The organism is Pseudoalteromonas sp. SG45-2 (assembly GCF_014164115.1).
In the GTDB taxonomy this organism is placed as follows: Bacteria; Pseudomonadota; Gammaproteobacteria; order Enterobacterales; family Alteromonadaceae; genus Pseudoalteromonas; species Pseudoalteromonas distincta.
In genome coordinates this window covers 49329-70501 of the sequence record NZ_JACJEO010000017.1, presented here as the reverse complement: position 1 = coordinate 70501, position 21173 = coordinate 49329, and the positions used below count along the sequence as shown (strand labels likewise).

Here is a 21173-nt window from a genome sequence, read left to right as displayed (position 1 = left end):
AATGAACCCGTGTATTTCTAATGTATTAATAATTGGTGGTGGCTTCTCTGGTATGTCGGCAGCCATAGAACTTGAGAAAAAAAATATTGCTGTCGATTTGGTAGAAATTGATCCTAACTGGCGAGCAGAAGGGGCTGGGATCAGTTTAGGTGGAGCTACAATTCGAGCTTTTCAACAACTTGGAATTTTAGAAGAGTTTTTAGCAAAAGGCAGTGCCCATGAAGGGTTAGATATATATGCCCCACATGGTTTGCACCTGGCCCATATACCAACGCCATTAATGGCTAATGCTAATATTCCAAAAGCGGGCGCTATAATGCGACCAGCACTTGCACAAATTTTGGCAAATAAAACGAAACAAACCAATGCCAATGTTAGGCTTGGCTGTACATTTTCATCTATTGAACAAGACGAAAATGGGGCAACAGTAACCTTTACCGATGGCACAACAAAAACATATGACCTAATTATTGGTGCTGATGGCTTGTACTCAAAAGTACGACAAGTCACATTCCCTGAAGCTGAAAAGCCTAAATTTGTAGGCCAAGGTGTATGGCGAGCCGTACTGCCTCGCCTTGAAGGCATTGATAACACGGTAATGTGGGTAGGCGAACATATTAAAGTAGGGGTTAACCCTATGTCGAAAAACGAAATGTATATGTTTGTTACAGAGGATAAAATTGAAAATAATTATATTGAACCAAAAGACTTTTTACCTTTATTAAAAGCACTTGTAGCCAAATTTCCAGCACCGGTAGTACAAGAAATACATGCTCACCTAAATGAAAACTCTAAAATTGATTACCGACCACTTGAAGGGCTATTAGTTAAAGAAGCATGGCATAAAAACCGAATCGTACTTATTGGCGATGCAGTACATGCAACGACACCTCATTTAGCGTCGGGTGCATGTATAGGTATTGAAGACGCTATTGTACTGGCTGATGAACTAACTAAGCATGCTCAGTTAGAACACGCACTAACCGCTTTTAAAGAGCGCCGTTGGGAGCGTTGTAAGCTTGTTGTTGAAAACTCAGGTCGACTTGCTCAAATTGAAATAGAAGGAGGCGACAAAGCTGAGCACTCTGCAATTATGCGCGACTCCCATATTGCTTTAGCTAAAGCAATATAACTGACCCGATTTTAGGTTAACTAGGTTGTTAATACCCCTTCGCTGAAAATGAGTGACAGCGAGGGGGTATTATTTATATTATCCCAACTAATTATAAAAATAACGGACGCCTTGCCATATCAAATGCAGGGATAAAAAGCTCAAGATAAGTCGTAATACCTTTCTAAAGTTAGCTCCATGAGTTTTATTTAATACATGTAAACCTACAAACGTTCCGAACACACCACTAATAACCATACAAAAAATTAAAGGCAGCCAATTAAAAAATGCAAATCCAACAACGCTAAAAACCGCCGCTTTTAATACATGCTGAAGTGCCATACAGCTTGAAAATGTTGCCGTAAATTTTAATTTTTCATACTCTTTTGTATACAAATAACTGCTTACAATTGGGCCGCTAGCGCCAACAAATACAGAGAGAAAGGCAGTACTCAACCCTGCAATAAGGCGCACGCTTGGTGATGTGCCACTAAATTTGGGCTTTGGACCCCACAACAAATAAAAAATAAATATTGCCAACACAATTTTCATCGGCTCAAGTGCTATTTGTGTTAATACGGTAGTCGATAGCACAGCACCAAACAGCCCCCCTACTGAAAAATAAGCCAACATATCTAGGTCAATGTATCTATACGTTGCTATTGCACGAGTCGCATTAGAGCCTAACTGAACAAGGCCATGAACGGGAATAACAATTGACATAGGCAGTATAGAGGCCATTGAAAGCAGTAGTAATAAGCCGCCTCCTGCACCAAATGCGGCGGTAATAAATGATCCAAAAAAAGCGGATGCAATTAAAATCCCCGCATAAAGCGGGGTGAGTAAATCATTTAGTAATAAGCTCAAAACGAAAAACCTTAATTGCTACATTTAAAACTCTTCGGTGTCTATTTCCGCTTGAGTTGCTTCAGGATAACGCGGACCACTAACTGAGAACGGTGAGAATAAAGCTGATAGTTGTGTTAACTGCTCTGCTGACAGTACAATTTTTTCAGCACTTACATTATCGGCTAAATGTGTATTATTCTGTGTGCCAGGGATAACATGAACATGCTCACCTTGATGAAGCACCCAGGCTAAACACAATTGAGCCAGTGTTAAATTTGTGCTTTGTGCGATAGATTTTAATGCACTTAACAATTGCTTGTTTTTGCTAAAATGAGGTTCATTAAAGCGTGGCATACCACGTCTAATATCACCTTCAACTAGTACCTCTAGACTGGTAACCTGCTCAGTTAAGAAGCCTCTCGCTAATGGTGAAAATGCAATAAAAGCAGCCCCTATATGCTTACATGTTTCGAGGACTGCAATTTCAGGATTACGTGTCCATAACGAATACTCTGATTGCACCGCTGCAATAGAATGAACATTATTTGCTCGCTTTATTGAGTCGGCTGATACCTCAGATAAGCCAATTGCTTTAATTTTTCCTTCACCAACTAAGCGTGAGAGCTCGCCAACACTCTCCTCAATCGGCACAGATTTATCCATACGATGTAAGTAATATAAATCTAGAACTTCTGTATTTAGACTAGTTAAAGACGCCTCTATTGTTGATCGAAGCGTTTGTGGACGCCCATCAATAACACGCTTACCATTAACGCCCGCCATACCACATTTGCTCGCCAAAAAAATTTTATCTCGGTGTGGAGCTAAAGCTTTACCTAGTAGGGCTTCATTTTTACCAAATCCATACAAAGCGGCAGTATCAAAATGCTCAACACCTAAATCAATCGCTGCGTGTAATAAATTAATTGCAGCTTCATCTGAGGGAGGACTCCCATAGGCATGGCTCAAGTTCATACAGCCCAACCCAATTGGATTAACGCTATGACCATTAATTTTACGCTTATTCATACGTCCTCCTTTGCGATTAATTATTGATTATTTAATTGCTGCTCTAAGTCGTGAAGCACCCGATAACAATCAAGTACCTGCTCCACACTTGAATTAGGCTCGCGACCTTCTTTTATAGCAGTAAAAAACTCTCTATCTTGCAGCTCAATACCATTCATTGATACATCAACAGCGGAGACATCAATCGCATTTTCTTTGCCATCCACTAAATCATCATAGCGTGCTATGTATGTTCCTGTGTCACCAATATAGCGGAAAAATGTTCCTAAAGGCCCATCATTGTTAAACGATAATGATAAGGTACAAATTGCACCATTTTCAGCTAGTAATTGAATAGACATATCTAAAGCAATACCAAGCTCTGGGTGAATTGGTCCCTGAATAGCATTCGCTTTAACCACTTTAGCGCCTGCTTGATAAGCAAATAAATCAACAGTGTGCGCAGCGTGGTGCCATAAAAGGTGATCAGTCCACGACCGGGCCTCGCCTTTAGCATTGATATTTTTACGACGGAAAAAGTACGTTTGTACATCCATTTGCTGAATACTAAACTCATCAGCCGTTATTTTATTATTAACCCATTGATGTGATGGATTAAAGCGCCGAGTATGCCCAACCATACAAGTCAGCCCCGTGCGCTTTTGTACCTCAACTACCTTTAATGAATTCTCCCAGCTATCTGCTAATGGGATTTCAACTTGCACATGCTTACCCGCTTCCATACATTGGATAGATTGCGCAGCGTGTTGCTGAGTAGGTGTACATAAAATAACTGCATCTGCGTCAATTTTAAGCGCATCATTTAAGCTTGTAAAAACCTGTGGAATGCCATACTCATCAGCCACTTTTTGAGTTTTTTCTAGCGTACGACCAACAAGTGCTACCACTTCAACACCGTCGATATTTTTAATACCGTCAAGGTGCTTAATTCCAAATGCGCCTGGTCCAACAACAATTACTTTCATAAAATTTCTCCAGGTTATTTATTTTCTAAAACAAGATGACCAACAGCAGTATTAGATGCGGGTACATGATAATGACGCTTCTTTAATTCAACCTCATCATTGAGCGCACCACGCATTACGAGCCACATAATAAGCTCAATGCCTTCAGAGCCAGCTAGGTTAATGTATTCAAGATGTGGTTTTAGGGCTAAGTTTTCAGCATCATCAACAATGTCATCTAAAAAAGCATTATCAAATTCTTTATTAATTAAACCTGCACGCGGTCCCTGTAATTGATGGCTCATGCCGCCCGTCCCCCAAATTTGTACATTCAGGTCTTCATCAAAACTTTCTACAGCTTTACGTAACGATTTACCTAAATTGTAACAACGCTGCCCAGATGGGGTTGGATAAAGCACTACATTTACTGCAATAGGAATAACTTTACACGGCCAATTTTCAGGCTGACCAAACATCAGTGATAACGGGACCGTTAAGCCATGATCAACATCTAAAGTATTGACGACAGTTAAGTCAAAATCGTCTTGAATAACAGATTGAGCAATATGTGAAGCAAATTCAGGATAGCCTTTTACATTTGGCACAGGACGTGGCCCCCATCCTTCATCGGCTGGCTTAAACTCTTCACCCGTTGCAATCGCAAAGGTAGGAACTAAATTAGAGTCAAACGCGGTTGCATGATCGTTATATACTAATAATACAACGTCTGGTTTTTGCTTTTTTATCCACTCTTTAGCGTAATCATAACCCTCAAATAATGGTTTCCAATACTCATTATCTGTTATGCCAATATCAATAGCAGCCCCAATAGCCGGAACATGTGATGTAGCAACACCTGCATTTATTTTGGCCATGATTAACTTCCTTTCTTTAATGTATTACTGCTGTCGGGTGCACGACCCCCTGATAGCATCATTTGCGCGTATTCATCTTGTGTCATCCCCGTCATCGTTGATGCTGCGGCTTGAAAACTAATACCGTCGCTAGAAAATATTTTTGCAAGAAAATAAATATTGCCGCCTAGGCTCATCATTCTGTTGTAATCACGTGCTATAACCGCTTCTTTTTGTGCTTCGCTCATTGGCCACTCATCAAGGTAGACTTTCTCACCTGCTTTAAATTTCTTCCGATTTGGCGCTTTCATCAACGACATGCAAAATTGATTTAAGTGAAAACCTAAACGCGCCATATCGGCGTCAAATATAATGGTACCTGGCACCTCTTTGTAAGGTTTATTAATAGCCATATGTATTCCTTATTTCGACCAATACAAACGCATTGGATTATCAATTAATAACTTTTTCTGTAATTCAGCAGTAGGTGCAAAAAGTGGAATCATGTCCACTAATTTACCATCGTCGGGCATGTGGCTTTTCATATTTGGGTGCGGCCAATCAGTGCCCCATAAAACACGGTCAGGAAAACTTTCCACGACTTTACGCGCAAAAGGAACAACGTCTTGGTAGCCTTTATCAGGACCATCAGCAGAGATCCGTTCAGGGCAACTTACTTTAGACCACACATTTTCATTCTCACGCATAAACTGTAAAAACAACGCAAAGTCTTCGCCTTCAACAGGTTTAGTAACATCTGGGCGCCCCATATGGTCAACGACTAATGTCGTTGGCAAACTAGTGAAAAAATCATAAAGCTCGGGCAAATCTTGGCTTTCAAAATAGATAACAATGTGCCAATTACGTTTAACAATACGATCAGCTATACGTTTTAACGAGTCAAATGGCAAGGCATCAACTAGGCGCTTTACAAAATTAAAACGTACACCGCGTACACCTGCAGCATGTAATTTATCAAGCTCGGCTTCGCTAATATCTTCTTTAATAGTTGCAATACCACGTGCTAAACCATTTGATGCTAAAAGCGCATCTACCATCGCATTGTTGTCAGCTCCATGACAGGTTGCTTGCACAATAACATTTCGACTAAATCCTAAGTAATCGCGTAAATCCCAGAGCTGCTGTTTTGATGCATCGCACGGTGTGTATTTACGCTCGGGCGCAAAACCAAACTCATTGCCGGGGCCGAATACATGACAATGCGCATCAACCGCACCTTCGGGTAACTCAAAACCAGGTTTTGATGGCGATTGATGCCAATGAAGCCAATCGGCATCCATTATAAATTTACTCACAAACCCATCCCTTTTAATTTGACGTCCAAGCGTGGGTATACGCGACGCGCATTCTCTTCAAAAATAGCTTTTTTGTCTGCTGCCGATATTTCTAATGTGTCAATGTAACGTTTAGTATCATCAAAATAGTGTCCGGTTTGCGGATCAATACCACGCACAGCCCCAATCATTTCAGAGCCAAATAAAATATTTTTAGTATCAATAACGTCTACTAATAAATCTATGCCTGGTTGATGATAAACGCAGGTATCAAAATATACATTTTTCATAACATGCTCGTTAAGTGGTGGCTGCTTCATCATATCAGCCAATCCACGATAACGCCCCCAATGATAAGGCACCGCTCCACCACCATGGGGTATAATAAACCGTAAATCAGGAAACTCGTTAAACAAGTCACCTTGTAAAAATTGCATGAATGCGGTGGTATCAGCATTCATATAATGCGCGCCCGTCGCATGAAAATTTGGATTACATGAGCCCGATACATGGATCATTGCAGGAACATCGAGCTCAACCATTTTTTCATAAAGTGGAAACCAACTCGGATCGGTTAACGGAGCTGAAGTCCAATGACCACCAGAAGGGTCAGGGTTTAAATTACAACCAACAAATCCTAATTCATTAACACAGCGCTCTAGCTCAGCAACTGAATTTTCAATTGGTACTCCCGGCGATTGTGGTAATTGGCACACTCCTATAAAACGCGTAGGGTATAAGTCAACAACTCGCGCTATTAAATCGTTACAGGCTAAGGTCCATTGTTTTGATACCTCCTCATTACCTACGTGATGAGCCATAGCCGATGCACGAGGTGAAAAAATAGTCATATCTAAGCCGCGTTCATCAAGTAATTTTAACTGATTTTTTTCAATACTTTCGCGAATTTCATCGTCCGAAATATAGGGAACGCCTGGAAGGGCTCTTCCCTCTTCAAATGCTTTAATTTGCGCTGCTCTAAAAAGCTGTAATGACTCTGGCGCTGTTGTGTAATGTCCGTGGCAGTCTATTATCATTGTGTGTCTCCTGCTGAGAGTATTATTGAAACTATCTTTTAGTAGTCGATCAAGCCATTGCTGAGCCGACCATTAATAACCGCGCGGTTCTTAACAGCGCAGAACGATGTATTTTATAAGTGCTCAGTTGAGCGATACCTGATACCTGCATTTCAACAGTAAACTGACCCGTTGGATGCTCAACAACGATATCAAACTCCCCATCAATAAAGTTTTGGTTAGCATGCCTATAGGCTACTGTACCTTTTAAAACACATGCACTTGCTACGCTCACACTGCCTAACACCCCAATAGCCTCATGAACACGGTGGGGTATAAATGTTCGAGTGTTAATTACCCCACCATTTTTTGCAGGGCTTACTAAAGACATTTTTGGAATCGTTTTATTAGTTACATCCCCTAAATTCATCATCTTAGCCGCGATTAAACGAATAGCTTCAATCTTTTGCTTTAAATCGGTATTATCTTCGAGTGTATTAGGCGACTCATCACCCACTAAACCAAACTCGCTAGCATCTAAAATAACCACCGGCATGCCGTTATCAATACAGGTTATTGAATACCCATTAATTTCATCTATGGCATTACCCGTAGGAAAAAGTGCACCACAATTGGCACCCGCTATATCTAGAAAGTCGAGCGTGATAGGCGCTGCTGAACCTGGTACACCGTCGATTACGGCCTCCCCTTTATAGCTTACTTTGCCATTAGGAGTTTGAACGCGTGCCACAGCTGAGGCTGCAGTATTTAGCATATGAATTCGTACATCGGTTGTTTTTTCTTTTGCATTCACTAAGCCCTGCTCAATTGCAAATGGCGCAACACCGGCGAGTAAATTGCCACAATTTTGTGTATCACTCACCACCGCTTTATCAACTACAACTTGTAAAAAAAGGTAATCCACATCAGTATTTGCTCGCATTGATTTTTCAACAATAGCCACTTTACTGGTGAGAGGATGCGCACCACCTAAACCATCAATTTGCCTTGTGTCAGGCGACCCCATTATGTGTAACAGTAATTCATCGCGCTTTGAGGAATCACTCGGAAGATCACTGGCTAAAAAATAAAGCCCTTTAGAGGTACCACCGCGCATAATTGAGCAAGGAATAGCCGCGTGCATTTACTTATCCTCACTTTGCTTTATATAAGTTAAGCCTTTAGCTGCTAAACGCTCGCGCATAGCATATATATCCAAACCTAACTCACCCGAAGCTAAACGCTTTCGCTTGTCTTCTTCGTTAGCAACACGTTTCAGGACTTTTTCATGAACCTCTTCACCACGACTTTGTTCAACAACAACAACGCCGTCATCATCAGCAACAATGATGTCTCCAGGTTTTATATAAGCCCCTGCGCACACAACTGGCACATTGACATTTGCAATGGTTTCTTTAACTGTACCTTGCGCATAAACATCTTTAGACCAAACCGGGAAGCCCATTTCAGTCAGTGTTGCGATATCGCGTACGCCACCATCAATAATTAAACCTTTAACGCCTCGCGCTTGTAATGAAGTTGCCAACAAGTCACCAAAAAAACCGTCAATACACCCGCTCGTAGGTGTAACAACAAGTACATCACCTGGCTGACATTGCTCTACAGCTACATGAATCATCCAGTTGTCGCCAGGAGCCACTTCACATGTTACTGCACTGCCAGCAATACGAGCAGAGCGATAAATAGGCTTCATATAGCTGGCTAATAAGCCAACGCGACCTTGTGCCTCATGTACCGTTGCAACTTCAGCATTTTGGTATTTTTCTAATATCTCTTTATTAGGGCGCGCTATATCTGTAATACACACAGCCATACTATTTACCTTATTTATAATTAAACGCTATTGATGCAATGAGTATATTGAAGTCAGCTATATAAAGAACTTTAAAAAGCTGTCAAAGGACATTAGTTTTTTCTATAGTGGTAGTAATCAAATATTAATGTGTGAGTTAAATAAAAATGAATTTTAACAATAGACATTTGTTAAGCGCCTTGTATATAAGGAACTTAATGTCGTTAAGCAAGGCAGCTAATACTGTTCACTTAACCCAGTCGGCACTCACCCAAGGCATTAAAAAACTTGAAAACGAACTTAATCAAGTCCTATTTATTCGGACCCACTCGGGGATGACACCGACGCCAAGCGGTATATTTTTTCTAAATCGGGTTGAACGTGCATTTGAGTATTTGGATGAATTTTCGAGGGTTATTTTTAATAATAAACATAAGCAAGATGCCTTTAATCGCTCTGTCACTTCAAAGCAATTAGTAGCACTCATACACTTAGTACAAATGAAAAACTACACCGCTGCAGCCAATAAACTTAATTTGTCGCAACCCACCTTACACCGCAGCATCAAAGATTTAGAGCAACTATGTAAAAAGGACCTCGCGGTACGTTCACCCGTGGGTATTGAACCTACTTGGACGGCAAACTTGCTAAATCGTTTTGCAAAGCTGTTTTTCTCTGAATTACGCCAAGGTATTTATGAAATGAGGGAGTTTAATGGACAAATGGATGGTGCTCTAAAAGTAGGTAGCTTACCATTGGCACGCTCAGCTATTGTGCCATTGAGTATTATTGCTTTAAATAATGAATTTCCTGATGCCCAGCTAAGTATTATAGATGGTCCATACCAAGAGCAGCTAGCTAACTTACTTCATGGTGAAATTGACATCATTGTCGGTGCATTACGCATCCCTGCTCAACATAATGATATTGAACAAATTCCATTATTTAAAGATCAACTTTGTGTTGTAGTAAATGCTCAACACCCTTTGGCAAGCCGCCAAACAATATCAACAAAAGAGCTCCAACAACTTGATTGGGTAGCACCTAACAAAAGCACACCCGCGTGGCAGGTTTTTAGTAACATATTTGTTAGCCGAGGTTTACCACCACCAAGCCATGTAATAGAGTGCAGCTCGCAAGTTGCTGCGCGCGGTATTTTATTAAACAGTTCTCGAGCGGCCTTGTTACCAGCCAAGCAAGTTGAAATAGAAGTACAAACAGGAATATTAGCTATCTGCCCGATGACACTGCCCGATACTGACCGTAGTATAGGACTGACGATACGAAAAGACTGGCAGCCTACCCAAATGCAATCGCGTTTTTTAACAATAATTAAAAACAATACGCGCATGCTTTAATCGAGCTAGTTAATATTCGACTGTTGCTTGAATAATGTTGGGGTTGTATTAGTGGCTAACTTAAAAAAACGGCAAAAATACGCGCTATCTTTAAATCCTAAATGAAGCGCTATTTCGTCGATTGTTTGTGTAGTATAGATTAAACGTCGCTTTGCCTCAGTGATCAGACGTTGATGAGCAATTGCTTTGGGAGAATCATTTAATAAACTTTTACAAATACGGTTTAACTTTGAAGTAGATATATGTAGCTTCTCAGCGTAGTCAGGAATAGTCATATGTGAGGTATAATTTAGCTCAATTAAGCTTCTAAAATTAACGACTATTTCTGTTTCTCGACTGCGGGCGTTACTTGCCAAAAGAGTAGTGTTTTTTTGCCTAAAAATATTTAATAATATCAATTTTAGCAATTGCTCAACGGCAATAGGCGCACCTAATTCATTATAATTAATTTCATACATTAGCAGCTCTATGTAGTGCTTTAAATGCACTAAACGTGCTGCATTTTCAAACTCAACCGTTAATGGCTTTAATAACAATTGATTCAGGCTAGTCTCACCATAATTGCTTACTAAAAAACTGTCGTCTATTGAAATTACAAAGCCTTGTGTGCGTGGTTTAAAATGAAAGCCATGTACAACACCAGCCGGAATAATTACCCCCCAATCCCCATTCAGTTGATACTCTCTTTCATCTAACCTCGCAGCCCAAGAGTTATTAAAAACAATTACAATTTGAACTAACTTATTATGACGATGTGGTGATATCTCCCATTTAAGCTCACTGCTTCGATAAGCTATATCTTCAACATGAACAGCACCTGGCTCTTGGCGAATAAACGGCTCTCCGTATAGGTCATAAAATGGAATTTTTTTATTCATCTGCACGTGTACTCAAATTAACTTTGACTCAAAAGTACAACAGATGACATCAATTGTGAATGGTTTAAACATTAACTAATGAGCAATATAAAAGAACACGATGTTTTCAACGAGTATAAAAATGCAATCATTAAAAACTAAAATAGCAATCATTGGCGCAGGGCCCTCTGGATTGTTACTCGGTCAACTTCTAGCTAAAAAGGGGATCGATAACATAATTATAGAGCGCGCATCAGGCGAATATATTTTAGGTCGTATTCGTGCAGGTATTTTAGAACAAGGATTAGTGAGTCTACTAGCAGAAGCTGGTGTAGATGAGCGAATGAAAAAGGAAGGCCACATTCACGATGGCTTTGAAATAGCACATTATGGTCAACGTCATCGAATCGATATAAAGGCACTTACAAATGGCAGCACCGTTATGTGTTACGGGCAAACAGAAGTTACCCGTGATTTAATGCAAGCGCGCCAAAACATAGGGGCAACGACTTATTATGAGTCTAGTGATGTTGCCATTCATGAGCAAAGTTCAAACTCCCCATTTGTAACGTTTACACAAAATGGTATTGAATATAAATTAGACTGTGATTATATTGCTGGATGCGATGGCTTTCATGGCGTTTCTCGACAATCTATCCCTAAAGAAAAACGTAACGAATTTGAACGTATTTATCCTTTTGGCTGGCTTGGGTTACTTAGCGATACTCCCCCCGTTGCTGATGAGCTTATTTACTGTAAAACTAAACGAGGCTTTGCTTTAGCTAGTATGCGCTCTTCAACCCGTTCACGTTATTATTTACAGGTGCCATTAACTGATAAAATTGAAGATTGGTCTGATGATGAATTTTGGACTGAGCTTAAAAAACGCTTACCTGAAGACGTAGCTGAGATGCTGATTACCGGCCCCAGCATTGAAAAAAGTATTGCCCCTCTGCGTAGCTTTGTATGTGAACCAATGCAAGATGGACGCTTATTTTTAGTTGGCGATGCCGCTCACATTGTACCACCTACAGGCGCTAAAGGTCTTAATCTGGCAGCATCTGATGTATCCACCCTCAGCAAATTGCTAGATAAGACATACAATGGTGAGGAACCTGATGCGGTAGCCAAATACTCCGAAATAGCATTAAAAAGAGTATGGCACGCCGAGCGATTCTCATGGTGGATGTCAAACATGCTGCATGAATACGATGATGACAACATGAATGAAAACGAGACTAAAACGCTTGAACGATTCATGGCATCCGACCTTGATTTTCATCTAAATTATGAAGAAGGTAAAAAAGTAATAGCAATCCAATATGTGGGAATGCCATACGAGAAAATTTAAACAAGTTCCCTTAAAATAATAAGCTCATATGATATTAGTAACATGGGCTTTATTTATTAATATATACGATTAGTTAACTAACTTAGTTATATCGTTTAAAAGCTTAACTATCTGATCGTTTTTGATAGCTTACCAAAACTGATTAAATTCAATAATTTCATTCTTTATCGCTGAAAGTAGTGGCAAATTTTGAGTAAAATAAGGTGATGGGTTGCCATATGTAACAAATTTAACCCAAACAACATACATTTAAGTGGCAACATTTTATCTGGAGGTGATTTGCTGCTGAAATTTAACTTTCACAGAATCAAAACAATTGAATTCAAATTGTATAATATGCCTCCTAAACTTTTCCTTTTAAGCTATAAGCTATGTATTTGAATCGTTAAGGCCATGTCTGCTACCCAATAAATACGGCTTACCTAGCTACAATTTTACTGAATCAATGAAATTTTTCGTAATGATCAAAAAGTAAACAGCAACGCTTTGGTCAGGGTTTGCGCCTTGATTTAATGCTATTGTGTGGTATTTGAGTTTAATTTAAATGGCACATATGCAGCTTTTAGCATACTGAATCAGCCTAACAGACGGACCAAATGGTTAATACATTAAAATCTAATATCATGCTTAAAATGCACTAAACATGCTTTGTTTAATTTTTTAATAAACACATATCAACACGCTCTAAAAATATAAATTTTAGTTATGAAAATTTAATATTTATGCCAATAAAAGCCCGTATATATACGGGCTCTATAAATGTTTATTGGCTAATTAGATTGGTTATCTCATTTAAGCGATTCTCAAGTGGGTCTTGTTTTACCTCACTTCCGTTCTCGTTAAATTCAATTATTCTATTATCTTTAGCATTGTAATTAGGCCAAGCAATGCCTTGCTTAGGTGACGGGTTGCTGTATTTAGCAAACCTTACCCATGCAGCGTGCATTGCACTGGCAATTTTAAAATCGTTTTGCGATGTTAACGGATTTTGCGCAAGAGTATTAAATACAAAAGATATTTCAGTGGCATGGTATGCGCCATCAACTTTGCCTTTTAAGTGGCTAGGGACGTAATTAAAACGATAAAGCCATGTAGGCTGTTCACTCATACTCGCTTTGCTTGCAATATAGCGCGCAGGTTCTACAAAACGCTTATCACCGAATATCATAGAGCCTAGCAGTGGATAATTTAACTCCCCATTTTTAGCTAGCACAAATGGCGCATACGCTTTAGTAAACTGAGCTTTATTGTTCACTGATTCGAGCGTTTCTGTGGCTATTGCAATAGCACCTTTCGGATTGTAGTCTTTTAAAAATCCCCACTCAAAATCCGTACTGCCAATAAAAAGTGGAACTTTTGTTTGTAGAGCTTGAGCAAACCCCTCCTCGTCACTTGTTAATACAATAGATGAGTCAATCATAGGCCCGCTGTAAGTAGGCGTATTTGCGTTCATCATATTCAAACCGCTCAATACCTTTTCTGCAGGTAAAGCACGTAGTTTTGCGAGTGCTTTTATATCATTGGTATTAATTCCCACACTTCTAGCAAATTGAATGCCAGCATCCTCAGCTGAAGGGTTACCTTTAGTGCCTTTTTTATTTAAGTATACGACCGTCTCTGTCGAATCACTTCTACCACCCCCTGATTGCACAATCGCTTTGTGAAAAAGCCCTTTAGATTGGGGCGATAACATATGAAAATTCACCGAGCGACCACCAGCTGACTCACCAAAAAGTGTTACATTATCAGCGTCTCCACCAAAATGGGTAATGTTATTTTTAACCCATTTTAGGGCCGCGATTTGATCCATTAAGCCGTAATTTCCAAGCGGTGTATTTTTGCTTTGTTCACTCAACCCAGGATGAGCAAAGAAACCAAAACGCCCTAACCTGTAGTTAAAACTAACAAATACAACGCCCGATTCGGCAAACGACTGACCACTATAAATAGCCGCTGACGAACCACCATTGACAAAGCCTCCACCGTGTATCCACACCATAACTGGGCGCTTTTGAGTGATATCTTGTGCTGGTGCCCATATATTTAAGTAAAGGCAGTCTTCACTCAATGAGCCTTTTAGGGGCGCCGAATCACCAGGAAATGTGGTTTGCATACAGTCAGGGGCATATTGAGTTGCATCAAGCACGTCTCGCCACTGAGTCGCACTTTTAGGTCCCTGCCAGCGTAAATTAGCAATAGGTGCTTGTGCATAAGGGATCCCCAAAAATTTATTAACTGGCATTTTTGTATCTAGTACAGACACCCCTTTAACAAGCCCTAATTGTGTTTTTGCAATCACATTATGTGTGGCTTTTGCTTGCTCATTAAGTTCAGCTGAGTCTTGCCCGTTCGCACAAATACTTATGCTCATAAACATTGCAATGATAAAGCGAATTCGTTTTAAGGTATTCATATTAAATTCCTGAATTAAGCAGGTTGCCTTATTAAGCAATTGCTTATTGATTAATGCAGCCACATGAAAAAGCCGCATTATATAAGTATTACTAACTTGGGTATCTCACACTGAAATAAAAAGAGCACTACTCTGTAGAGCAGGTTTAATTCGCTTTGTATTGGGTTAGCTGAATGTTCAGCTTTTATATCAACTTCGGCTATGTCCATGAGCGGTTATTACTAATTTTTTGTATGTAATCAAGATTTGGCTGCTTTGGTTTTCTTGTAAAGGCCAACTTATATGTATTCTTTTTTAACCTTTAATGGAGTCCCGTAATGTAGGTAATGCTCGGCGAGATATTTCCAAATAGCATGAGAGGATTAGGCTTAGGGGTTGCAGGGCTTGCTCAATGGCTGGCTAATTTTTTAGTCACTATTACCTTTCCCATATTGCTAGCCGCTGGAGGGCTTGTACTCGCATATTCGCTCTATGCATTTTTTGCATTAATATCGGTGCTTTTTGTTATTTATTTAGTAACAGAAACCAAAGGAACGAAACTAGAAAACGTGTAACTTTATCGTCCTAAATAGCTAAATTTAGGACGATAATTTTTTAGTGCCTACCCAACTAATCTATAACCTACCGCTGGCTCAGTTAAGATATGAATAGGGCTTGCAGGGTTTACCTCAAGCTTTTGTCTTAGTTGCGCTACATGTACACGAATATACTCAGGTCTATTAATGTATTGCTCCCCCCATACCTGACTTAAAATAGCATTATGAGTAAGCACTTTATCTTTATTTTGAAATAACATAAGCAAAATTTTATATTCTTTATTAGTGAGCTTTACATCGCTGCTGTTAAGCGTAACTGTGTGCTTATGCGGATCTATAATGATGTTACCGCATTGTAGTGCCAAACTGGGCTGTGTATTTACTCTTAGTAGCACACGCATTCTTGCCAGAAGTTCGTTTGCACTAAAAGGTTTGGTTATATAATCGTTTGCCCCATTATCAAGGGCTGTAACCTTTTCCACCTCGCCATCGCGAGCCGAAAGCACTAATATTGGTATTTGGCTCCATTGTCGTACTTCAAGTAACCAAGCCTGTCCATCCATATCAAGCAAACCCAAATCAAGTAACACTAAGTCAAAGCTTTGCTCACTCATTAATGAAAAACCATCAAGCCCTTTCGCACTAATTGATACGTTATAGCCACTGGCACCTAGTAATGTTTTTAAAAAACTTTGCAATGCAGGTGAGTCTTCTAGCACCAATACATTAATCATTCTTTGCACTCCAGCTAAGTATTGCTGTCGCTACTTGGGTCAGCTCATCAATAGCTAATACAAATTCGCCTTGATGAAACTGAGCAACTACATCGCAAATTACGCTACCAAGACCAACTCCTTCATCCGAACTGCTTGGATGAGTAACTATGAGATTGCTTACGGCTATTTTATAGTGTGTTATATTACCAATTCGTTCAGTATTAAAGTCCACTGTCGCCACTCCATCACCGTAACGTGCCGCGTTTTCGAATATATTCGCAAGCGCGATTTCTAAAAGTGTTATATCACCTATACAACAAGTAGCTTTATCAAATACTAACGCTAAGTTAAAACCACTTAATTGCTGCTGCCTGCGTGCTTTAGCCTCAGTAACAAGTGTATGTACGTTGATAGCTTGCCACGCTAGCTGCTCTCCTATTTTATTTACCCGGCTAAGCTCCATCACTTTATTAAAATGCTGATTTAAGATTTCACTTTGCTCATATATATTTTTTGCTTGTTCTGTAATTGATGCCTTACTTAGCTCAATATTTTCGTCAGCTAACATGCTTGATGAACCCATAATAGTAGCTAAAGGCGTGCGTAGATCATGAGATAAACTACGCAGCAATGCGTTTTTAGCACGTTCTAACTCTGCTTGTACTTTCATCGATGCCGACTGGTTTCTAAGATTTGAGTTTTCGTGGACCTGAAACAACAAAGACAGTGCCGTATCTATAAATGCACGGTTTTCAGGACTAAGTTCGGCATCTGAAATAAAGCCGCCCCATTGTGTGTTTTGTTCGATATTGAAGTACTCTCCATTATCCATTGTATTATTGTTCCAACGAAGTGTAATACCTAGATGGTTTTTAATCGATGTTGTAAATACTTGGCGCTGATCGTTTATATCATCAAGCCCATTAAGCGCCTTAGCTAACTCATATAAACATCGTATATTACTGGCATGTAACTGGGTATCACGAACGTTTTTACTTAGCTCGCCCGCCAATTTGCTTATCATCAAGCCAACTATAAGCATGACAGTAAAAGTGACTAAGTATTCAATTTTTTCGATATGAAATGTAAAGTACGGCAGTACAAAAAACCAGTCGGTACATGCCACACTAACTAACGTTGTAATCCCCGCTAAGGCGGCATTTTGACGCACCGCAACCCATGCTACCCAAAGTAATTGCAACATCACAATGTCGGTGGTCGTTAGCCACTCTCGAACTGGAAAAATAGCCAGCACAATAAAAATAGGCGCAATTGTTGTCAATAAAAGCGGCTTAAGCCATTTATTAATACCCATTTGTGCACTCCCATAAAATTCTCTTTTTATAGGTTACTGCTTTTTAATACGTTGTGTATAAAGTTTTTATAAAGATTTTTGGCTGTAGTGTTAAATGTTTATAAAGCTTAATTGATATGGGGTGACTCTTTTTTAAAATTCCATAGTCTTTGCTATGTAGTATTTTTTAAATAGGAACGCACATGGCACAGTTTGCAGTAATTGGATTAGGTAGTTTTGGTGTTACCGCCTCGCTTGAGCTTGCTAATCAGGGGCATCACGTTTGCGCAGCCGATATAAGCGAAAGCACCATTAACACGTTTGCTAATCAGTTAAATTACACTGTCATTTTAGATGCTAGTGATGAAACACAGCTTGCTCGACTCGACTTAACCAGCTGCCAAGCTGTATTAGTTGCAATTGGTGAAAACATAGAAGCGAGTATTTTATGCGTGCTGCATTTAAAAAACCTTGGTGTTAAACAAATATGGGTTAAGGCGTGCTCTAAAAGTCACCATCAAATTTTAAGTAAACTTGGCGTATCTCGTATTATTCACCCCGAAGAAGAAATGGGGATCAGAGTAGCACATGCACTTAACTACCCTATGGTTAACCAGTACTTTGCGCTTACACAATCTACATTTATTGTTGAGCTTGCCATAGATTTACATTTATCAGGGCGCAATATTGGCTGGCTTCTAAAAGAGCGTAACTCAGATATAAAACCGCTCACCTTACGCCGAGATGATAATTTCAATACAGACCTAACACTCGACACCGAGTTACGCCATGGTGATAGCCTTGTATTACTGGGCTCTAAACATTACCTAACAAAACTCACCAAACGGTTTAAAGCTTTATGATTAACTGGCAAGCACACGTACTTCCAAAGCAATTTAATCGCCGTTTAAAAAATTTCAAAAGGCCTGTTAACCCCCCTTTAATTTTAACTGCTGGTTTTTTTGCTCTCATTATTTTAGGCACTTGCTTATTACTATTACCTTTTGCAAGTGTTGAATCGCTTAGCTTTATTCAAGCTTTTTTTACTGCATCCTCTGCGGTTACAGTTACAGGCTTAGTTGTTATTGATACAGGTACTGCGCTAACCACATTTGGGCAATGTGTTGTTATGGTACTTATTCAAATTGGAGGAATCGGCTTTATGACCGTAGCCGTTATTTCATTTTTAAGTATTGGTAAAAACTTAGGATTAAAACAACGTTTACTTGCAAGCCAAGCATTCGATACAAGCGATTTAAATGGAGTGATCCATGTAGCTAGATGTGTAATAACTTACTCGCTAATAATTCAGACTATAGCATTTTGCTTACTTTTTATTAGCTGGGTAGATGACTATGGTATTGCGGGTAGCGCCTATCAAAGTCTATTTTATACTATTTCGGCTTTTAACAATGCCGGGTTTGCACTCGACAGTAATAGCTTAATGGCTTTTAAAAGTGATGTATCTGTTAATCTTATTATCAGTGCATTATTTATAATCGGTGGCTTAGGGTTTACCGTTTTAATAGATATATATCAACAACGTCGCTGGCATAAATTAGCAACTAATACACGTATTGTATTAATTGCAAGTGCTGTAATAAATTGCAGTGCATTTTTGCTTATTTTTTTATTTGAATATTCAAATCCAGCCACACTTGCCAACCTACCTATTAACGAGCAAGTAATTGCTGCTTGGTTTCAAGCAGTTACACCACGTACTGCAGGCTTTAATACTTTACCTATTAGCCAGCTCAGTTCCGACTCGACATTGCTTACATTGTTATTAATGGTAATAGGTGGCGGTTCGGTAAGTACAGCAAGCGGCATTAAAATAGGAACTTTTGTTATTTTACTACTTGCTATGTATAGTTATTTACGCCAAAAACCACAGGTAACCATATTTAACAGAGAGCTAAGCGACAAACTTGTGATAAAAGCATTGAGTGTTGTAATTTTATACTTATTTACGGCTTTTTTAAGCATCATGATTATGAGTAAAATCGAGCAAGCGTCTCTTTTAGATATTACTTTTGAAGTAATTTCGGCATTGAGCACTGTAGGGCTATCTCGTGATTTTACTAGTAATTTAAGTATGCCAAGCCAGCTAATAATAATTTTACTTATGCTGATTGGCAGAGTAGGTCCACTGACATTTGCTTATTGTTTTGCAAAACCTAAATTACAACCTCTTAAATTTGCTAAAACAACCATACAAATAGGGTAACTATTATTAAGGCCACTTAGCCAGCATAATTTATGTAAGGTACTATTGCGGTGCAAGTTAGAAAATTAATGACTCCTAAATATAACTTTATCTATTAGGAGTCTTTTATAGAAAAATAAAAATGAATATAAGCACTCTTTTTCATTGTAGATATGAAAATAAATAAAATAAGCGCCAAACTATTACAATAGTTTTGGCGCTTATTAAAGGGGTAATATTTACCCTTTCATTTGTTCAAGCTCTTTGCCTTTGGTTTCGTGTAAAAACTTAAATACAAATATTTTTCATGATGTTGATATTGCCCCTGAAGGCAAAACACTACAAGAAAGCCTCGATAACGTAACGCACATAGCTAACATTATCTAAAAAGAAATGCAACGCACTGGTGTAAAGCCACTGTGGGGTACTGCTAACTTGTTCTCAAACAAACGTTTTTGTGCCGGTGGTGCAACAAACCCTAATCCTAATACGTATGCATATGCAGCAGCGCAAGTTAAACATGCAATGGAAATTACGCATCGTTTAGGCGGCGAAAACTACGTACTTTGGGGTGGTCGTGAAGGTTACGACACACTACTAAATAAAGACCTTGCGCAAGAAAGCGAGCAGTACGCACGCTTTTTGAAAATGGTTGTAGAACACAAGAAAAAATTGGTTTTAAAGGCACATTATTAATTGAGCCAAAACCACAAGAGCCAACTAAGCACCAGTACGATTACGATACAGCAACGGTTGCAGGCTTTTTACACAAGCACGGCTTACAAGACGAAATTAAAGTAAACATTGAAGCAAACCACGCAACACTTGCAGGTCATAGCTTCCACCACGAAATTGCCGTTGCTTGCGCTAAAGGTATTATGGGTAGTATTGATGCTAACCGTGGTGATATGCAAAACGGATGGGATACAGATCAATTCCCTAACGATGTAGCTGAGTGAACACTTGTCGTTTACGAAATTTTAAAGAATGGCGGTTTTACAACCTGTGGCTTTAACTTTGATACTAAACTTCGTCGTCAATCGTGTGAACGTGATGATTTATTCATCGGTCACATTGGTGGTATGGATACGATGGCAAAAGCATTACTCAATGCAGCAGCAATGATTGAAGGCGGCGAGCTTTCTGACTTTGTAGAAAAACGTTACGCAGGTTGGAAAGAAGACCTAGGCCAAAGCATTTTAAAAGGTGAACAATCACTTGAGAGCCTTGCTGCGTTAGTACACGAAAACGACATCTATCCTAAGCAAGTTTCTGGCCGACAAGAGCTGCTTGAGAATATTGTTAACCGCTACGTATAAGGACATCGCCTCGGTTTTAAAGCCGAGGCGTACATCATTATGAACTTGTTAGAACAACTCAAAAAAGTAACCACGGTCGTTGCCGACAGTGGCGATGTAGAGTCAATCAAAGCCCTACAACCGGTTGATGCAACAACCAATCCTTCGTTAATTTTACAAGCTGCAAAATTACCTCAATATAAACACTTAAATACGTTTTTCACATATATGTA

Annotated in this window: 19 protein-coding genes and 2 pseudogenes; 8 read left to right on the top strand and 13 right to left on the bottom strand. The window is 39.3% G+C overall.

All coding sequences use genetic code 11. The features are described from left to right. Position 1 precedes the first annotated feature (1 nt). Positions 2-1132: an FAD-dependent oxidoreductase gene (locus tag H5116_RS13455; RefSeq protein WP_182681167.1), complete on the top strand. Its 1131-nt coding sequence runs from the start codon at positions 2-4 to the stop codon at positions 1130-1132. An 87-nt stretch (positions 1133-1219) separates the two neighbouring features. Here the strand turns inward: H5116_RS13455 and H5116_RS13450 are convergent, their stop codons facing one another. From H5116_RS13450 to H5116_RS13410, 9 genes are read right to left on the bottom strand one after another with little or no spacing between them, the layout of a single operon-like run. Next, on the bottom strand, positions 1220-1978 hold the full coding sequence (locus tag H5116_RS13450) for a sulfite exporter TauE/SafE family protein (protein WP_182716391.1): 759 nt from the start codon (positions 1976-1978) through the stop codon (positions 1220-1222). Positions 1979-2002: 24 nt separating this feature from the next. Further along, the gene (locus H5116_RS13445; RefSeq protein ID WP_182716390.1) at positions 2003-2989 is read right to left on the bottom strand and encodes an aldo/keto reductase; all 987 of its coding nucleotides are present in this window, start codon (positions 2987-2989) and stop codon (positions 2003-2005) included. Positions 2990-3009: 20 nt separating this feature from the next. Beyond that, positions 3010-3954 (bottom strand): Gfo/Idh/MocA family oxidoreductase, encoded by a 945-nt coding sequence (locus tag H5116_RS13440; protein WP_182681164.1) that lies wholly within the window; start codon positions 3952-3954, stop codon positions 3010-3012. Positions 3955-3968: 14 nt separating this feature from the next. After that, on the bottom strand, positions 3969-4808 hold the full coding sequence (locus tag H5116_RS13435) for a class III extradiol dioxygenase subunit beta (RefSeq protein WP_182716389.1): 840 nt from the start codon (positions 4806-4808) through the stop codon (positions 3969-3971). 2 nt (positions 4809-4810) lie between these two features. Next, positions 4811-5200 (bottom strand): protocatechuate 4,5-dioxygenase subunit alpha, encoded by a 390-nt coding sequence (gene ligA / locus H5116_RS13430; RefSeq protein ID WP_154903787.1) that lies wholly within the window; start codon positions 5198-5200, stop codon positions 4811-4813. A gap of 9 nt (positions 5201-5209) precedes the next feature. After that, a complete protein-coding gene (locus H5116_RS13425; protein ID WP_310735995.1) occupies positions 5210-6103 on the bottom strand; it encodes an amidohydrolase family protein in 894 nt (297 codons plus the stop codon). Continuing rightward, the gene (locus tag H5116_RS13420; RefSeq protein WP_182716388.1) at positions 6100-7119 is read right to left on the bottom strand and encodes an amidohydrolase family protein; all 1020 of its coding nucleotides are present in this window, start codon (positions 7117-7119) and stop codon (positions 6100-6102) included. Before H5116_RS13420 ends, H5116_RS13425 begins: the two co-directional genes overlap by 4 nt. 49 nt (positions 7120-7168) lie before the next feature. After that, positions 7169-8242, bottom strand: a complete 1074-nt coding sequence (locus H5116_RS13415) for a 4-oxalomesaconate tautomerase (protein WP_182716387.1) — start codon at positions 8240-8242, stop codon at positions 7169-7171. Next, complete coding sequence (locus H5116_RS13410; protein WP_154903784.1) at positions 8243-8932, bottom strand: 4-carboxy-4-hydroxy-2-oxoadipate aldolase/oxaloacetate decarboxylase; 690 nt, start codon at positions 8930-8932, stop codon at positions 8243-8245. Positions 8933-9129: 197 nt separating this feature from the next. On the opposite strand from H5116_RS13410, the gene H5116_RS13405 reads away from it, so the two are divergent. Further along, positions 9130-10269 carry a LysR family transcriptional regulator gene (locus H5116_RS13405; RefSeq protein ID WP_259395096.1) on the top strand — a complete coding sequence of 380 codons (1140 nt, stop codon included), beginning with the start codon at positions 9130-9132 and terminating at the stop codon, positions 10267-10269. Positions 10270-10274: 5 nt separating this feature from the next. Here H5116_RS13405 and H5116_RS13400 read toward each other — a convergent pair whose 3' ends face one another. Then, positions 10275-11147, bottom strand: a complete 873-nt coding sequence (locus tag H5116_RS13400; RefSeq protein WP_182711652.1) for a helix-turn-helix domain-containing protein — start codon at positions 11145-11147, stop codon at positions 10275-10277. 121 nt (positions 11148-11268) lie between these two features. Between H5116_RS13400 and pobA the strand changes: the two genes are divergently transcribed. Beyond that, positions 11269-12477, top strand: coding sequence for a 4-hydroxybenzoate 3-monooxygenase (gene pobA, locus H5116_RS13395; protein ID WP_182711651.1), 1209 nt, complete (start codon positions 11269-11271; stop codon positions 12475-12477). 763 nt (positions 12478-13240) lie between these two features. On the opposite strand, the gene H5116_RS13390 is transcribed toward pobA, so the two are convergent. After that, positions 13241-14890, bottom strand: a complete 1650-nt coding sequence (locus H5116_RS13390) for a carboxylesterase/lipase family protein (RefSeq protein ID WP_182716386.1) — start codon at positions 14888-14890, stop codon at positions 13241-13243. A 326-nt stretch (positions 14891-15216) separates the two neighbouring features. Between H5116_RS13390 and H5116_RS13385 the strand changes: the two genes are divergently transcribed. After that, positions 15217-15444, top strand: coding sequence for an MFS transporter (locus tag H5116_RS13385; protein ID WP_409074702.1), 228 nt, complete (start codon positions 15217-15219; stop codon positions 15442-15444). Between the two features lie 47 nt (positions 15445-15491). On the opposite strand, the gene H5116_RS13380 is transcribed toward H5116_RS13385, so the two are convergent. Next, complete coding sequence (locus tag H5116_RS13380) at positions 15492-16160, bottom strand: response regulator (protein ID WP_101163047.1); 669 nt, start codon at positions 16158-16160, stop codon at positions 15492-15494. After that, positions 16153-17457 carry a DUF4118 domain-containing protein gene (locus H5116_RS13375; protein WP_182716385.1) on the bottom strand — a complete coding sequence of 435 codons (1305 nt, stop codon included), beginning with the start codon at positions 17455-17457 and terminating at the stop codon, positions 16153-16155. The genes H5116_RS13380 and H5116_RS13375 overlap by 8 nt, the downstream gene beginning before the upstream one ends. 182 nt (positions 17458-17639) lie before the next feature. Between H5116_RS13375 and H5116_RS13370 the strand changes: the two genes are divergently transcribed. The 4 genes and pseudogenes from H5116_RS13370 to H5116_RS13355 form a co-directional block, all read left to right on the top strand. Next, positions 17640-18299: a TrkA family potassium uptake protein gene (locus H5116_RS13370; protein WP_024596486.1), complete on the top strand. Its 660-nt coding sequence runs from the start codon at positions 17640-17642 to the stop codon at positions 18297-18299. Next, positions 18296-19663: a TrkH family potassium uptake protein gene (locus tag H5116_RS13365; protein ID WP_101163049.1), complete on the top strand. Its 1368-nt coding sequence runs from the start codon at positions 18296-18298 to the stop codon at positions 19661-19663. Before H5116_RS13370 ends, H5116_RS13365 begins: the two co-directional genes overlap by 4 nt. Before the next feature lie 282 nt (positions 19664-19945). After that, a pseudogene (locus H5116_RS13360) lies at positions 19946-20961 on the top strand (xylose isomerase); the annotation flags it as partial. 36 nt (positions 20962-20997) lie between these two features. Further along, a pseudogene (locus H5116_RS13355) lies at positions 20998-21150 on the top strand (transaldolase family protein); the annotation flags it as partial. Positions 21151-21173: the final 23 nt, after the last annotated feature.

Bases quoted from the DNA above. Each gene is read 5' to 3' on its own strand.
- H5116_RS13455 (WP_182681167.1), top strand. From the start codon at position 2: ATGAACCCGTGTATTTCTAATGTATTAATAATTGGTGGTGGCTTCTCT.
- H5116_RS13445 (WP_182716390.1), bottom strand. From the start codon at position 2,989: ATGAATAAGCGTAAAATTAATGGTCATAGCGTTAATCCAATTGGGTTG.
- H5116_RS13440 (WP_182681164.1), bottom strand. From the start codon at position 3,954: ATGAAAGTAATTGTTGTTGGACCAGGCGCATTTGGAATTAAGCACCTT.
- H5116_RS13435 (WP_182716389.1), bottom strand. From the start codon at position 4,808: ATGGCCAAAATAAATGCAGGTGTTGCTACATCACATGTTCCGGCTATT.
- ligA (WP_154903787.1), bottom strand. From the start codon at position 5,200: ATGGCTATTAATAAACCTTACAAAGAGGTGCCAGGTACCATTATATTT.
- H5116_RS13420 (WP_182716388.1), bottom strand. From the start codon at position 7,119: ATGATAATAGACTGCCACGGACATTACACAACAGCGCCAGAGTCATTA.
- H5116_RS13415 (WP_182716387.1), bottom strand. From the start codon at position 8,242: ATGCACGCGGCTATTCCTTGCTCAATTATGCGCGGTGGTACCTCTAAA.
- H5116_RS13410 (WP_154903784.1), bottom strand. From the start codon at position 8,932: ATGGCTGTGTGTATTACAGATATAGCGCGCCCTAATAAAGAGATATTA.
- H5116_RS13405 (WP_259395096.1), top strand. From the start codon at position 9,130: ATGTCGTTAAGCAAGGCAGCTAATACTGTTCACTTAACCCAGTCGGCA.
- H5116_RS13400 (WP_182711652.1), bottom strand. From the start codon at position 11,147: ATGAATAAAAAAATTCCATTTTATGACCTATACGGAGAGCCGTTTATT.
- pobA (WP_182711651.1), top strand. From the start codon at position 11,269: ATGCAATCATTAAAAACTAAAATAGCAATCATTGGCGCAGGGCCCTCT.
- H5116_RS13390 (WP_182716386.1), bottom strand. From the start codon at position 14,890: ATGAATACCTTAAAACGAATTCGCTTTATCATTGCAATGTTTATGAGC.
- H5116_RS13385 (WP_409074702.1), top strand. From the start codon at position 15,217: ATGCTCGGCGAGATATTTCCAAATAGCATGAGAGGATTAGGCTTAGGG.
- H5116_RS13380 (WP_101163047.1), bottom strand. From the start codon at position 16,160: ATGATTAATGTATTGGTGCTAGAAGACTCACCTGCATTGCAAAGTTTT.
- H5116_RS13375 (WP_182716385.1), bottom strand. From the start codon at position 17,457: ATGGGTATTAATAAATGGCTTAAGCCGCTTTTATTGACAACAATTGCG.
- H5116_RS13370 (WP_024596486.1), top strand. From the start codon at position 17,640: ATGGCACAGTTTGCAGTAATTGGATTAGGTAGTTTTGGTGTTACCGCC.
- H5116_RS13365 (WP_101163049.1), top strand. From the start codon at position 18,296: ATGATTAACTGGCAAGCACACGTACTTCCAAAGCAATTTAATCGCCGT.